At 51.7% G+C, this 14,371-nt stretch carries 17 protein-coding genes and 2 riboswitches; of the genes, 11 read left to right on the top strand and 6 right to left on the bottom strand.

Going from position 1 to position 14,371, the window contains the following annotated elements; all coding sequences use genetic code 11:
• Positions 1-21 precede the first annotated feature (21 nt).
• A complete protein-coding gene (locus ACE99V_RS13595) occupies positions 22-1,365 on the top strand; it encodes a cytochrome P450 (RefSeq protein ID WP_400491637.1) in 1,344 nt (447 codons plus the stop codon).
• 150 nt (positions 1,366-1,515) lie between these two features.
• Here ACE99V_RS13595 and ACE99V_RS13590 read toward each other — a convergent pair whose 3' ends face one another.
• The 3 genes from ACE99V_RS13590 to ACE99V_RS13580 form a co-directional block, all read right to left on the bottom strand.
• Positions 1,516-2,901 (bottom strand): sensor histidine kinase, encoded by a 1,386-nt coding sequence (locus tag ACE99V_RS13590; protein ID WP_400491636.1) that lies wholly within the window; start codon positions 2,899-2,901, stop codon positions 1,516-1,518.
• Positions 2,902-3,621 (bottom strand): response regulator transcription factor, encoded by a 720-nt coding sequence (locus ACE99V_RS13585; protein ID WP_400491635.1) that lies wholly within the window; start codon positions 3,619-3,621, stop codon positions 2,902-2,904.
• A 224-nt stretch (positions 3,622-3,845) separates the two neighbouring features.
• Positions 3,846-4,376 (bottom strand): C40 family peptidase, encoded by a 531-nt coding sequence (locus ACE99V_RS13580; RefSeq protein ID WP_400491634.1) that lies wholly within the window; start codon positions 4,374-4,376, stop codon positions 3,846-3,848.
• Between the two features lie 5 nt (positions 4,377-4,381).
• A riboswitch (cyclic di-AMP (ydaO/yuaA leader) is annotated at positions 4,382-4,550 on the bottom strand.
• 293 nt (positions 4,551-4,843) lie between these two features.
• On the opposite strand from ACE99V_RS13580, the gene ACE99V_RS13575 reads away from it, so the two are divergent.
• The 7 genes from ACE99V_RS13575 (at position 4,844) to prpE (ending at position 10,166) form a co-directional block, all read left to right on the top strand.
• On the top strand, positions 4,844-5,254 hold the full coding sequence (locus ACE99V_RS13575; protein WP_400491633.1) for a LiaF transmembrane domain-containing protein: 411 nt from the start codon (positions 4,844-4,846) through the stop codon (positions 5,252-5,254).
• A gap of 41 nt (positions 5,255-5,295) precedes the next feature.
• Positions 5,296-5,982: a PspA/IM30 family protein gene (locus ACE99V_RS13570; RefSeq protein ID WP_400491632.1), complete on the top strand. Its 687-nt coding sequence runs from the start codon at positions 5,296-5,298 to the stop codon at positions 5,980-5,982.
• A 71-nt stretch (positions 5,983-6,053) separates the two neighbouring features.
• Positions 6,054-6,602, top strand: coding sequence for a class I SAM-dependent methyltransferase (locus ACE99V_RS13565; protein ID WP_400491631.1), 549 nt, complete (start codon positions 6,054-6,056; stop codon positions 6,600-6,602).
• Between the two features lie 46 nt (positions 6,603-6,648).
• On the top strand, positions 6,649-7,473 hold the full coding sequence (liaF, locus tag ACE99V_RS13560) for a cell wall-active antibiotics response protein LiaF (protein WP_400491630.1): 825 nt from the start codon (positions 6,649-6,651) through the stop codon (positions 7,471-7,473).
• Positions 7,474-7,486: 13 nt separating this feature from the next.
• A complete protein-coding gene (locus tag ACE99V_RS13555; RefSeq protein ID WP_400491629.1) occupies positions 7,487-8,608 on the top strand; it encodes a sensor histidine kinase in 1,122 nt (373 codons plus the stop codon).
• Positions 8,605-9,240, top strand: coding sequence for a response regulator (locus ACE99V_RS13550; protein ID WP_400491628.1), 636 nt, complete (start codon positions 8,605-8,607; stop codon positions 9,238-9,240). Before ACE99V_RS13555 ends, ACE99V_RS13550 begins: the two co-directional genes overlap by 4 nt.
• A 101-nt stretch (positions 9,241-9,341) precedes the next feature.
• The gene (gene prpE, locus ACE99V_RS13545) at positions 9,342-10,166 is read left to right on the top strand and encodes a bis(5'-nucleosyl)-tetraphosphatase PrpE (protein ID WP_400491678.1); all 825 of its coding nucleotides are present in this window, start codon (positions 9,342-9,344) and stop codon (positions 10,164-10,166) included.
• 6 nt (positions 10,167-10,172) lie between these two features.
• Here prpE and ACE99V_RS13540 read toward each other — a convergent pair whose 3' ends face one another.
• Both ACE99V_RS13540 and ACE99V_RS13535 read right to left on the bottom strand, forming a co-directional pair.
• A complete protein-coding gene (locus ACE99V_RS13540; protein WP_400491627.1) occupies positions 10,173-10,475 on the bottom strand; it encodes a hypothetical protein in 303 nt (100 codons plus the stop codon).
• A gap of 27 nt (positions 10,476-10,502) precedes the next feature.
• A complete protein-coding gene (locus ACE99V_RS13535; RefSeq protein ID WP_400491626.1) occupies positions 10,503-11,261 on the bottom strand; it encodes an N-acetylmuramoyl-L-alanine amidase family protein in 759 nt (252 codons plus the stop codon).
• A gap of 150 nt (positions 11,262-11,411) precedes the next feature.
• On the opposite strand from ACE99V_RS13535, the gene ACE99V_RS13530 reads away from it, so the two are divergent.
• Together ACE99V_RS13530 and ACE99V_RS13525 are read left to right on the top strand one after the other, a co-directional pair.
• Complete coding sequence (locus tag ACE99V_RS13530; RefSeq protein ID WP_400491677.1) at positions 11,412-11,639, top strand: YneF family protein; 228 nt, start codon at positions 11,412-11,414, stop codon at positions 11,637-11,639.
• A 19-nt stretch (positions 11,640-11,658) separates the two neighbouring features.
• A complete protein-coding gene (locus ACE99V_RS13525; RefSeq protein ID WP_400491625.1) occupies positions 11,659-11,844 on the top strand; it encodes a hypothetical protein in 186 nt (61 codons plus the stop codon).
• A 54-nt stretch (positions 11,845-11,898) separates the two neighbouring features.
• Here the strand turns inward: ACE99V_RS13525 and ACE99V_RS13520 are convergent, their stop codons facing one another.
• On the bottom strand, positions 11,899-12,633 hold the full coding sequence (locus tag ACE99V_RS13520; RefSeq protein WP_400491624.1) for a CAP domain-containing protein: 735 nt from the start codon (positions 12,631-12,633) through the stop codon (positions 11,899-11,901).
• 5 nt (positions 12,634-12,638) lie between these two features.
• Positions 12,639-12,808, bottom strand: a riboswitch (cyclic di-AMP (ydaO/yuaA leader).
• 580 nt (positions 12,809-13,388) lie between these two features.
• On the opposite strand from ACE99V_RS13520, the gene ACE99V_RS13515 reads away from it, so the two are divergent.
• A complete protein-coding gene (locus ACE99V_RS13515) occupies positions 13,389-14,141 on the top strand; it encodes a hypothetical protein (protein ID WP_400491623.1) in 753 nt (250 codons plus the stop codon).
• Positions 14,142-14,371: the final 230 nt, after the last annotated feature.

Here is a 14,371-nt window from a genome sequence, read left to right as displayed (position 1 = left end):
TGTGAGCGAGGTTGAATGCTAATGAACCTGACTATTCCTGGCCCCAAGGGGCTTCCTGTCTCCGGCAATCTGCTCGCCTTTCGCCGGGACCCGCTCGGCTTTTTGCAGGAAGCGGCAAGTGAACACGGAGACATCGTTCACTTTCGCTTCGGTCCCACGCGTCATATCTATCTGCTGACAAACCCCGAGCACATCAAGGAAGTGCTGGTCGTGAAACACGAACACTTCCGCAAGGCAAAAGGGTTGCAGGTAGCCAAAGTAGTAGTCGGCGAAGGCATTTTAACCAGTGAAGGAAAAAAGCACCTGCGGCAGCGGCGGCTGATGCAGCCTGCCTTTCATCGGGAGCGGATTGCGGCATACGGACAAACGATGGTGGATCTCACTCTGGCGATGATCGAACAGTGGCGGGATGGAGAAGAGATCGATGTCCACGACGAAATGATGAAGGTAACGCTGGCGATTATCACAAAGACCATGTTCGGCAAGGGCTTGAAAGAGGGCGTAGACAAAATCGGACAGGCGATCGAAGTGGGGCTGCATTACGTGTCGACCAAAGCTAGTTCGTTCATTGACATTCCGCTCAGCGTGCCGACGCGAAGCAATCTGAAATTTCGCGAAGCGGCGGAGACGCTCGACAAGGCGATCTACGCGATTATCGACGAGCGGCGTAGAACCGGCAACACGGAGCGAACCGACCTGTTGGGGATGCTGCTGGCCGCCCGCGATGAGGATGATGGAACGGGCATGACAGACAAACAGGTTCGGGACGAAGTCATGACTATTTTTCTTGCGGGGCACGAAACTACAGCGAACACCATGTCATGGATCTGGTATCTGCTGGCCACCCACCCGGAGGCGGAGAAGAAGCTGCAAAGCGAGCTCGATGAGGTGCTGGGCGGCAGAACCCCGACTGTGGAGGACATCCCCCGGCTTGCGTACGTCAATCAGATCATCTCGGAAGCGATGAGGCTATACCCGGCCGCCTGGGCGATCAGCAGGGAAGTGGTGGACGAGGTGGACATTGGAGGACAAACCTTCCATCCTGGTGAGACGTTGATGATGAGCCAGTACGTCATGCATCGCAATCCGAAGTACTACGACAATCCGGATCAATTTCTTCCCGAGAGGTTTGCCGGCGATCTGTTGAAGCGGATTCCATCATTCGCCTACTTTCCGTTTGGCGGCGGTCCGCGTATCTGCATCGGCAACAACTTCGCACGAATGGAGGCGGCACTGCTCCTGGCCGCGATTGCTCAACGCTGCCGGCTTCCTCTGGCAAATCCGGAGCGTCCGGTCGAACCGGAGCCGCTCGTCACCCTTCGGCCGAAAAACGGATTGCCTGTCAGAGTGGAAAAGAGATCATAAAAAACAAAAAAAAGGCATCTTTCCACTGCTAGTGCCGCGTGGGTAAGATACCAAACTGGGGGTTATTTATCACTGAAAGCAACATGCTTACGATGATAATATAACACCGAATTGTAAAGAAAAAATTAAGAAGGTATAAACCTAAATAAATTATCGTTGAAAAAACGGAACGGTGAAGGAGAAGCAGCTTCCTTCGCCCAGCTCGCTGATCACAGAGATCTCTCCGCCATGGCGGCGAACGATGCTTTGGCAGATGGTTAGACCCAGGCCGGTTCCGCCGCTGTTGCGGTTTCGCGACTTTTCAGCCCGATAGAACTTGGTAAATACCTTGGGCAGGTCTTCCGCCGCAATGCCCTCTCCCTTGTCGATCACGGAGACGAGTACATGGCCGTCCCTCTGATCGCACGTAAGCAGGATGGATCCGTTTGGTTTGTTGTAGTAAATCGCGTTGTTCAGCAAGTTTTCCAGAACGCGGCGCAGTTTTGCCTCGTCCGCTTCAATGTAGAGGTCGTTGGAGACACGGGGCTTCCATTGAAAGGACAAGCCTGCTTCTTTTGTTTTGACGAGATAGTCCTCCACTATGTTTTTCATGAATGTCTTCACGTGAATGCGGCTAATGGAAAGCCTCAGCTCCGTGCTCTGCTGAGTGAAGTCCTGCAGCTCGTCCAACAGCTTCTCCAGATCAAGCGTCTTTTGCTCGATCTTGCCCATCTGCTTCTTGATCCGTTCAAGATCGGTAACCCGCCCGGAGCCGAGATAGGAGGCGTATCCTTTGATTGTTGTCAGCGGTGTGCGGAAGTCATGGGCAATGGCAGAGATCAGCTCCTGCTGCCGCTCTTCGGAGAAGCGGAGCTGTTCCACCATGTCGGTAAAAGCGCGAAACAGCCGGGCGAATTCGTCGTTTGATGTGTACGAGAAGGAGACGTGGCGTTTTCCTTCCCTGATTTCCTGTGTCACCCTGGACAACTCGTTGACAGGACGCAAAATCCAGCGCACCAGAAACGTCACCATCACCAGTCCAACAAGCCCGATGCTGCCGTAAATGAACCAAAGCATCATGGAGACCCCTTTGGTTGCCAAAATGTCGGAGTCGTCCGTGTAAAAATAAACAATCGTTTGCCCAAGGTTGGGAGGCTCGTGCTGAAAGTGGTACTCGGCGACGACTTTCAGGTCGTTCTTTTCGCGGTTCTTTACGATTGCATGGGGACCGGACGGCGGGTTTTTCAGCATGTACGCCTGCGAGTATTTTTTAAAGATGGTGTTCCCTTCCGCGTCCTTTACCACCATCTGATACATCAGATCTTCCGGCAGTTTCTCGCCCAGTTCCTTCAGTTCAGTCGGATCCTTGAAATTCCCTGAGCGCATCAGTTGGTTGACGCGGACCTGTTCCGCTGCCGCTTTTTCATCACGGTACTGGTTGTGCCGGTCCGTTTTCAGCTGCTCGATTATGATGTCTTCAAAAACGAACTGAAACATCAGGAGGTTGAGCGCAATCAGGCCGATGAAAGAGAGGAACAGCTTCTTGCGGATGCTCATTTACAACTTCTCCCCGATAAATACGTACCCCGTCCCCCACTGCGTTTTAATGAATGTGCGCTCGGTCTCCAGCTTCTCGCGCAGGTTTTTGATGTGTACGGTAACCGTGTTTAGGGAGCCGTAGCCGTAACCCCAGACGCGATCGTAGATTTGCTCGCGCGTGAAGACGATACCGGCGTTTTCCGCCAGGAAGGTAAGCAGCTGAAACTCTTTTGTCGACAGGTCGATCTTCTGGTCGCCGACGTAGACGGAATACGTTTCCTTGTGAATTTCCAATCCCTTGAATTTCAGTACGGTGATGGGAGTAGAGGCTGCTTCCTTATCCGGCTGTTCTTCGTTGTGCTTGCGGATTCTCTCGTAGCGGCGCAGGTGTGCGCGGATCCGGGCAAGCAGCTCTTCCGTGTCAAACGGCTTGGTGATGTAGTCGTCCGCCCCGATCTCCAGTCCCACGACCTTGTCCACCGGTTTTCCCTTGGCGCTGACAAACAGGATCGGCAAATCCCATTCGCGCCGAATCTGGGAACAGAGCTCATAGCCGCTCATGTTGGGCATCATGATGTCCAGGAGGATCAGATTGGGAGAGAGCCCCTGCTTCAGCATGGACAGCGCATCTTCGCCGTTGACCGCGGAAGCCACCTCGTAGCCTTCGTTTTCCAAAATATCTTGCAACAGTTCAATAATTTCCTGGTTATCGTCAACGATGAAAACAAGTTCTTTCACTGTGATTCCCCCATGTATATCACGTCTATCTATCCTCTTTGTAAGCAAATCTATTTTCTATCATATCATGGTTTGACAAAATTCGCTTCGAATCGGAAAGAATTATCAGTCGACAAAAAGGGTTTAAGCGGTTTATACGACTTCCTATTGGGAGGAGGTCCTAAATGGTTTTAAAAAAAGCCAGAGACATGTAAAAGTCCCTGGCTTGCAATCTTGTTTCCATCTTACTTGGCTTGCGGTTGTGCTGCTGGCTCCGGAAGGGAGGCCGCTTGCACCGCTTTCTTTTCGGAGGCTGCTTTCGCCTCTGCCTGGAGCGCCGGAATGGCGATCCGCTTGGCGCCAACGTAGCGCTTGCTCCAGTAGTACGGGTCAGTCAGCTTGGTATTTACGATGCCTTTGCCTGACGCCGAGTGTACAAACGTGTTGTTGCCGATGTAGATTCCGACATGAGAGATGCTGCGGCCGTTGGTGTTGAAGAACACAAGATCCCCCGGCTGCAGGTCTTTTCGGGACACCTTGGTTCCGACCCCGTATTGGGCGGCCGAAGATCGCGGCAATTCTACACCCAAGGATTGGAAGACATAGCGTGTGAATCCGGAGCAGTCAAACCCCTTCTTGCTGGTGCCGGCAGATTTGTAAGGGACGCCGTACAGCTCTTTCACCGTGCTCATCAACAAGCTTTCCTCGGCAAAAGCAGAGCCTGCCCCCCATACAAGCAATCCGGCAATAACCAAAAATGATACGAGTCTACGCAAACCAAACTGCTCCTTTCCAAAGCCTACGAGGTTAGCTGATGGGTTCGGTCGAAAGGTTGCCCTAGGCTGTCGCAAACGACGGCCATTCACCCCTTAAAAGGGAGCGCGAAAAGCCCCTTTTATCTTTTGGTTCCCCCGTTCCTGTAGTCAAACAGGACTCGGCTAAATTCGATATTTTTTACACGCTTCTACTATAATTCGCGCTTGCCCACCCATTTCCTGTTGACAGATGCGCTTGTTCACAATTTTGTCACATTTTTTCGTCAATATCCATAACCAGTTGTCTCATCATGGCAACCGTGTAGTTGACAGTGGTTGTGCGAGCAAAAGTCCGATTGCGGCAGGAAAGCCTCTCCGCCTGCAGACGGAGGGAAAAACCAACCGCGCGCCCGTTATGGCGCAATGGCCCTTCGTCTACAATAAAGCCATGAACAACAGTTTCACAAACGATTGGAGGGAAGAAACATATGAGCGAGCGGTCTGGGAAAGTGCTTCTCGGACTGGTCCTGCTGCTGGTAGGAACGCTGGTCATCTTGGACCAATTCGGCATTGACGGCGGCGATCTTTTCGGGATTTTGATCCCGGCGGTAATCATGGTCTACGGTGCCAAAAAAGTGGTAAGCGGTTCCGGTACGAAATTCTGGGGAGTGCTTGTCTTCCTGTTCGGACTGTTGATGCTGATTGGCAAGCTTGACTTGCTGTTTACCAATCTGTTGGCCATTGCGATCATCTACTTCGGCTACCGCTTGATCAAGCGGCGGGACACTCCGATGGAACCGGCTCCAAGCGCTCTGGAGCGGCATTGGGCTCAGCAAGTCTTGAAAGAAGATGCGCTGGACCGTTGGGAGCGAGAATTGGCAAACAAGCGACAATCATGATACAACCCACACTTTGTGATATGATGAGGAGGAGTATAACAATGGGTATTTTGAAACGTTTGCGTGACTTGACTGTGGCTTCGGTGAATGATGCGATTGATTCCATGGAAGATCCGGTCGTGATGCTGAATCAGTACATGCGTGACATGGAAGTGGAAATCGGACAAGTAGAAGTGTCCGTTGCACGCCAGGTTGCACTGGAGAAGAAATTCCGCCAACAGTGGGAGGAAGCTCTCGCCTTTGTCGAGAAACGTGACCGTCAAGTGAAATTGGCCCTCAGTGAAGGCGAGGACGAACTGGCGAGACGCGCGCTGATCGACAAAAAACGGTACGAAGCCCGTGCCAAGGAGTACGAGACGCTGTACACAACGGCTTCCGAAGCGGCGCAGCAAATGCGTGAAAAACTGGCAGAGCTGAAGGAAGAGTTTTACAAGATGCGGGCGAAAAAGTTTACGCTGATGGCACGCGCACAGGTGGCGCGCACCCAAAAACAGGTGAACCAGGCGGTTACCGGCATGGGGAGCGAATCAGCCAGCCGCGGATTTGCGCGCATGGAGGAAAAGGTTCTGCGGATGGAAGCGGAAGCGGATATCAGCGGACAGTGGAAACAGACCCGATTGGGATTGGACAGCTCTCTGAACGCGTTGAACAAAGACGAACTGGATGAGGAGCTGGCGCGCCTGAAAGCTGCCCTTCAGGAAAAGAAGGCAGAGGCTGTAACGAAATAAGCCGTACCGGATTTCATGCAAACAGCAGCCTGAACGTTTTCCAGGCTGCTTTTCCCCTAGGAGGTTTTTTCTTGACAGATTTTATGGTTTTTCTGAAGAGATTTATTGAGGAACCTGGACGAGTGGGGAGCATCGCTCCCAGCTCTCGATTTTTGTGCCAGCGCATGCTGAAAAAAGTAAACTGGTCAAAAGCCGGCGTAATCGTCGAGCTGGGGCCGGGGACGGGTGCATTCACCAAAGCGATTATTCGAAAAAAGCGGCCGGATTCCGTTTATATTCTCGTGGAACGGGATCCGCAGTTTCGCGCCATGCTGCGCGACCGTTTTCCTGAAGCAGTCATACGTGAAGAAGCAGTCAATATCGGCCAATATGTGAACGAGATGGGCGTTGATCATGCAGATGTGATCATCTCCGGGCTGCCGTTTGCCAACTTCCCGGAGGAGCTGCGCGCGACCATTCTCAACGAAGTTCAAACGGTGCTTGCCCCAGGCGGTCTGTTCATTACCTTCCAGTACTCCCTGCAGCTTCAATCCGAGCTGGAAGCCCGTTTTTCACAAGTCGACGTGGAATTCACGCCGCTCAACATTCCGCCTGCTTTCATATATACATGCCGCAACTGAGTGAATTTGGCACAAACGGCATGGTTGCGCAAGAGAGGAGTCTCCTGTGAAACTTTCTCGATTAAACAAAATGATCGCCGGCGTGATGATCATCCTGACCGGTATCGGACTAATTCTTGACAGCCTGCATATCATTTCGTTCGGCCTGTTTGACCTTTGGCCGATGATCCTGGTCTATTTCGGGGTGCGATGGTGGACGAACGGACAACGGGTCCGTGGCGGCATCGTTGCCGGTTTGGGCGCATTCCTCGCGTTAGCATACTGGGGACTGATTGAACTAGTATTACCGCTTGCTCTCATTTACTTCGGCTTCCGGCTGATCCGTTCGCGAAAACCTTCCGCGGTCGAGAGGTACGGTGCGAGAGAAGAGCAGGTCGTTCCTCCTCCCGTATACAGTTCCAACGAACTGCATCGCAAGGAGACGCGAGCACGAACAGAGGCAGGCCCTTTCACCGGCATGCAGCCGGAGCCGCCGCTTGGACCGGCAGGCATCTTGCTGCCAAAAGATTCCCGTAGTTCACTCATCGGCGACTTTCACCTCACGTCCGGGCGCTTCGAACTGAGCCATCTGCACATCTGGCACGGTGTGGGCAATGTGGTGATCGACTTGTCGCGTGCGATGATCGTTCAGGAGGAAGCGCTTTTGGTTGTGGACGGGTGGGTCGGTGACGTAACCATTTACGTGCCGGTTGACTTGCCGGTGGCCGTTTCCGCCGAAGTATCCATCGGCGATTTGGAAGTGTTCGGCCACCGTCAGGGCGGGTTAAACCGCTCGGTGACAATTCGCTCCGAGCACTACGAGCAGGCAGCACAAAAAGTCACACTCAATATCTCGCTGATTGTCGGCGATATTGACGTCAAGTACATCTAGGGGGTACTGACAGATGCGTCGACAACGACTTGCGAGCATACAATGGCAATATGTCCGTTTCGGCCTGCTGCTGGCTGCAGGCAGCGTGACGGCCTCCTTTTTGGTTGTTTTGCTGGTCTATGCCCTGTTGTCCAGCGAACCGGCCATTGTGCAATGGCTTCATGTTTATTTGGACATGCAGCTTCCTGCATCATTAAACTGGAAAATCCTGCTTTCCTCCTTTTTGGTTTCACTCCTGAGCGCAGCGGTGATCGGACTGATCAGCGGCTATGTGATTGGGAACCTGCTGAAGAAACGGCTGAATACGCTGTGGGAAGCGGCGATGAACCTGGGCCGGGGGATTCTCTCCTACCGGGTGCCTGAACTGGGCGTGGACGAGATCGGGGAATTGGGCTGGCAGTTCAACCAACTGGCTGCCCGCTGGGAGGAACAAGTGGCCTCCCTGCAGCGGCTTTCCAATCACAACGTCGTATTGGGCGAACAATTGAAGCAGGCGGCGGTGGTGGAGGAGAGGCAGAGGCTGGCGCGAGAGCTGCACGACGCCGTAAGCCAGCAGCTGTTTGCCATTTCCATGACGACGGCCGCGATCAAGCGATTGATCGAGAAAAACCCGGAACGGGCGGCACAGCAGATTGAACTGGTGGAGGAGATGGCTGCTGCCGCCCAGGCGGAGATGAGAGCACTGCTGCTCCATTTGCGTCCTGCCACCCTGCAGAACAAATCACTGCGGGAAGCGATCGACGAGCTTTTGGAAGAATTAAGGCAAAAGAATTCATTGACCATCACATCGGAAATCGAAGACGTCGAAGGCTTGCCAAGCGGAATTGAGGATCACCTCTTCCGCATCTTGCAGGAGTCCCTCTCCAACACGCTTCGTCACGCCCGCGCCAACCAAATCACGGTTAAATTGTTTACGCTGCAAGGACAAGTTCGGCTGCGTGTGGCGGATGACGGAATCGGTTTCGATCCGGAAGGGGAAAAAATGACTTCGTACGGCCTCCGTTCCATGCGCGAGCGCGTGATTGAAGTAGGCGGTTCATTGGAAATATATTCATCCGTTGGCAAGGGAACACAGATTGAAGTGCGCATACCGCTTATGACGGAGATGGAAAGAGAAGGAGGAGAACCAGGATGATTCGCGTATTGTTGGTAGACGACCACGAGATGGTGCGGATGGGGCTTGCTGCCTATCTCTCTACGGAGGAAGATATCGAAGTCGTCGCGGAAGCCTCCAGCGGAGAAGAAGGAGTGCGTTTGGCCCAAGAACTGAAGCCAGACGTGATTCTGATGGACCTGGTCATGGAGGGGATTGGCGGTGTCGAGGCGACCCGCCGCATCCGGGAGACCTGCCCAAGCTGTAAAGTGATTGTGTTGACCAGCTTCATCGACGACGAAAAGGTGTATCCGGTGATTGAAGCAGGGGCATTCAGCTATCTGCTGAAGACGTCGCGAGCATCGGAAATCGCCCGCGCCATCCGATCCGCGATGGCCGGTGAGCCTGTTCTCGAATCGAGAGTGGCAGGGAAAATCATGGCGCGTTTTCGACAAGGACAGGAGCCCAATCCGCATGAGCAGCTGACTCCTCGGGAACTGGAGGTCCTCAAACTGATCGGCCAGGGCAAGTCCAATCAGGAAATCGCAGACGAGCTGATCATTGGCATCAAAACGGTGAAGACGCACGTCAGCAATATTCTGGCCAAGCTGAACGTGGAAGACCGTACACAGGCCGCGATCTACGTCCACAAGCACAAGCTGAACGACAAATAGCGCTCTATGACAAACTCATTCCTGCGACAGGGGGTGAGTTTTTTTCATGGTTGTGGTAATGATAGTAAATATAGTACTAGGCTTCCACGGAGGGGATGAAACTGAGAAAAAAACCGGAAACACGCTCCAACCTGTTCATGGCGGAAAAGGGTGTCGACGTGATTGGCGACATCCACGGCTGTTACGACGAATTTCTTGAACTGCTTCAACGTTTGGGATACGAGCCCGCTAGAGACGGCACCTTCCGTCATCCCCGCGGCCGGAAGCTGCTCTCCCTTGGTGATATTACCAGTCGCGGCCCGCAGTCACTCGTTCTTCTGCAGTTTTTTATCCGTCACCTGGAGGCCGGTCTGGCAGAAATGGTAGACAGCAATCACGGGTGGAAAATCGCCCGCTGGCTGGACGGCAGACCCGTCACTCTCGCACACGGCGATGAAAAAGTAGAAGAGGAATTTCGTATGTACGAGCGCGAGTATGGTGCCAAAAAAGCGACAGAGCTGAAAGAGCAAAGCCGCAGGCTGCTATTTTCGTCCCCTTCCCATATGCGGATCATATGGAAAGACAAGCTTGAAGTGGTGGCCGTCCATGCCGGAATTCGCGACGATTACATCGGCAAGGATTCTCCTGCGGTCCAGTCGTTTTGCCGGTACGGAGATGTGGCCGGAACGGCAGACGACGGACGTCCCATCAGGCGGGACTGGGCGAGCGAGCGCAAGACAGAGCATCCGCTCATCGTGTGGGGCCACGATCCCCGTCCTGAACCGGAACGAAGACACGGCACGCTTAACATTGACCAGGGATGCGTCTTCGGCGGTAAACTGACCGCCTATCGCTTTCCCGAGGACGAATTGGTAAGCGTGCCTGCCAAAGAGAACTATTCCGGTCTGGAGGATACTCCCCTGACCCGTTTTCATAACCGGCTGTGATCGGCCCTATACTCCTGATTGAGCCCGATCCTGTGCTTGTTTTGATTTGCGAGTGTCCCTCCATTGCTGCATGGAGTTTTTGGCTGTCGAATGAATCCCGACGGCTGCAGCACCCGCCGTTACGCTCTCCAACAGCGCCGTCTTCCATTCAAATGCCGGGTTGTACAGCCATAGATTGATCATGTGCAGGGCGACGATGAGAAACATGGCCGTCCAGCCCCGCAGTTTTTTCGGGATGCGCAGATAATCGGACAGCGTAGCGCTTGCCGAAAGTGCCAGAGCGATGATCAGCCCTAAGTCAAATCCCACAACCTCACCTCCTCGTGACACGTTGTTCTATCCGCGCATTTTTTCAAACAGCCTTCGCAAAATGACGGCCTCCGCCCAGAGCGGCAGCGGTTCATCTGCGCGATTGCGCCAATCTTCATTGGTCAAGAGACCCTGTTCGTACATCCACTCGATTGCTTCCCGCTTCCAGTCGGGCTCCTCGCCGTTCCCGGGTAGTACGACAGGAGGCGGGTTGCTTCCGGTTTTTTCGGGCGGGCGGTATGCGAGGTTGGTGTGCTCGCAAAAAGCGCGAATCACCGCTTCGGCCAAGTCGCGCCAATCCCGGTTCAATTTATCTGCGTCCAGTGGATTGTCGGCAAAGCCGTATTCAACAATCACCGTTTCAACACAGCCTGTGTCACGGTGCATGAAATAGTAGTCTTTGCTCGGATCGTTGGGCAGTGTGCGGGTAAAGATCCGCCTGTTGGGCATGCCTTCCGCCTCTAGCGCTTCACTGATCTTACGGGGCAGCGCGGCTGAAGCGTAAATGGAGTAGATCACTTCCGAGCCCCTTCCTCCGCCCGCATTGATGTGGTTGGAAATGCAGTAACGGGCCCCGCTGTTCCGAACCAGAGCGGTTCGCTCCTCGCTTGACAGCGTCTGATCCGTTGTGCGCGTAACGGCAGTTGGTATATTTAACTCATGCATTCGCTGAAATTGATAGAGGGAAATTTTCAGGGTCAGGTCCTTTTCGGTGAAAAGCTTGTTGCTGCCACCGCCGGGATCGATTCCCCCGTGCCCGGGGTCAATGATTAGGATGGGAGCCATCTGTCATCACCTCTCTTCCCAAGATATGCATAGAGAGGGGGATTCGGTTAGGGCGCCCCACTATTTTTCCCGCAGCACTCCATGTACACGTTGTGCGAATGTGGTACAATAAACAGGATAGATTCCAGAGAAGGATGTGTAATGCAAAAGATGTGGTACAACTGGGTCATTCCGATTGTGACATTGATTTTGGGACTCGTCGGCGGGTTCTTCGGGGGTACGTACTACCTGCGCAAACAGCTGAGCAACATGCAGATGGATGAAAAGCAGATTCAGGCGATGGCCCGTTCCATGGGAATGAACCTGAACCAAAAGCAGCTGAAGCAGATGAGCCGCAACATGAAAAATATGAAGATGCCGAACAAGTTCGGAAAGTAAAGGTGCGGGGGAGAGTGACATGGGACCGACTCGATTGCGCTATACGATGCTGGGGTTTATCATCGGCGTCGTGCTTGTCTATGTAAAAGAACTGCCCATTAGCGAAGGAGTCCGCTTTGCCTCTCCATTTTACCTGGCCGGCATCGGCCTGTTGATTGACGGCTTCATTCTTCGATGGAAGCAGCGAAAAAGTCAGGACCAATAAGTTTGCAAATAAACAACGGGTTGGGACAAGTCCCAACCCGTTTCTACATACTGATTATGATTGGGCGGTACGGATGAACTCCTGTACCCAATAGCCGTTGTAGTAGGCTACCCCGATGGTGTTGAAGTTCGGGTTCAAAATATTTGCGCGGTGACCCGGGCTGTTCATCCAGCCGTTCATCACTTCTTGCGGAGTGCGTTGACCCATCGCAATGTTTTCCCCTGCATAGGTGTAGGAAATGCCGTATTTTTTCATCATCTCAAACGGGGAACCGTACGTCGGGCTGGTGTGGTCGAAGTAGTTGTTGTCATGCATGTCTTTTGCCTTGTCCAGCGCCATTTTGGACAGGTTGCTGTCAAGGCGCAGCGGCTGAAGCCCCGCTTTTGCGCGCTCCTGGTTAACCAGTGCGGCTACCTCGGAAGCAAACTTGCCAACCGCTTGCGTTTGCTCCTGCTTCACCGGTGTCGCTTGAACCGGTTTGCGAACCGGAACGGTCACAGCAGGTTGCGGTTTTGCAACAGGTTGCGGTTTTGCTGCAGGTGCAGGTGCCGGTTGCGGTTTTGCAACAGGTGCAGGTGCTGCCTGCATTGGCATTTGGAAGGATGGGAAGTAGTAGTAGAAGAAGTTTGACTTCAGCGGCATCCAATTCCATTTATATACAATCTGGTATTGTCCGTAGGCTGGTTGGATCGGACAGGTGGAAGCGGCAAACGCCGAAGTGGAAAAGCTGGCTACGCCCAGGCACACCATGGCGGCCATCAAGGACTTCTTGAGGTTCAGTTTCTTCATGCACATCGTCTCCTTTTCTTAGTCTACGGGGTTAGTTGTCGGATTCGGATTGAGGATACAACCCTACGCTTGTCCAGCGATTCACCCCAAACAGAATGGTGGAAACCATCATTCTGTAAAAAAAGTCCCCCGCACTTCCGTTTTTTGCACCGGAAGTTTTCGACAAATATAAGGATAACAAATGTTTGGACTCAAATGGCCACTTAGATTATGGGTGTAGTGGCAATTGTTTCTGGGAAGATATTTCCAGTATTGTTATTAATGATGCTTACGACAGGTTCAGAAGCGTTCTGTATTCGAGAAACTATGATGGGTTAGCTAATGACAGAATTTACTTCTTAATGTCTGGGAATAGTTATGATGATTGCTGGGACTTAGACTCTACACAGAAGGCTCGGACTGCTATCGAATACTGGATCAATGCGGATAATACAAATTATTGCGGCTCATCTTCCTACTCTTGTGTAGATAGAGTGGGGAGAACTTTGCAACCGGATGGACACGAACACTGGAATTATGGCGTGGTGTATTTGAGATCAGCAGACTATAATAGTGACCACACGATTAATCATGAAACTGGACACATTCTTGGGTTAATTGATGGAGGACCTAAAGCACCTTTCCCATCTTCATGTACAAATCGTATTATGCATGTTAAGGCCTATGGTTGTTCAACAAATGTTACTAACCCTACACAAGAAGACTTAGACTCAATTGCTGCCGAAGCAAGCGGGAATTAAAGGAGGAAGGACGAAATGAATGTTAAGACGAGGTTCGCCGTAATCAGTTCGATTTTAATTGTTGCTGTAATGATAGGTGTGGCAATTGGCATTAGTACACAGGACGGCCAAGCACTAGCTCAAAAGAATAGCAATCAATATCATGGTCATGAAAGTATCTTTTCGAATGATATCTTCGGAACCACTAATAGAGATAAGATTTTAATTTGTGTTGATAACTTATCATCTGACAAAAGTAATGATATCTCAAATGAAAAACTGGTTAAAAAAATCGGGCAGCAACTTGAAATGATTGGCAAGAAGGACAAAAGGTGGAAAGAAGTGGGTTATCACGACGTACAGGTAGAAGTAAAAGCTGGCTGCTCGTTTACCCCATACTTACTTGAGGATAACATCACCCATCCGATTTATGGTAAGGGTGATTATGTTCCAAGAAGGGTAAAAATTCCAAGTGCTGAACAATTAGGCATTTTTGTGGTTGATCAAGAGACTATTGACAAGAACTTTTTGGGTCACTATTCCAGATGGTCCCCAGAAGAATCTGTTTGTGAAGGACATGAATGTAATGAAGTAACAAAGGGCATTTACTTTTCTCCCGATGAGGTAAAAGATTTTATTAAGGGAATATCCAGAGATCCAATGTTATATAAAGAGTTACTTCACGGGCTAAGCCTTGAATCAGTAATGCCTCCAGTCGACGAAGAGCAACAAAAGAAGGATCGTGAAGAAAAGGAAAAGTGGTTGAAAAACCATAAAGCGAATAATTAAATAATTTGTAACTCATCAAGGGGGCGAATTAACTCTATCTTCGCCCCCTGTTTTTACTCTAATAATTGGTATCAAAACTGCAGCATCAGGTAACCCGTATGGGAAAGAATCGCTTCATCCTGAAACTATAAAGCAACTAAAAGATCCACTCTATGTTATTGTTCTGTGATATTGTCACTGTGTAACTGTTCTATGAAAATGTCACCATGGGACAGGAGATAATCACATTG

This window comes from Brevibacillus soli, from assembly GCF_044759095.2.
Lineage (GTDB): Bacteria > Bacillota > Bacilli > Brevibacillales > Brevibacillaceae > JBIYSM02.
Note: the sequence above shows the minus strand (reverse complement) of the source record. Positions and strands in the feature narration are given on the sequence as shown.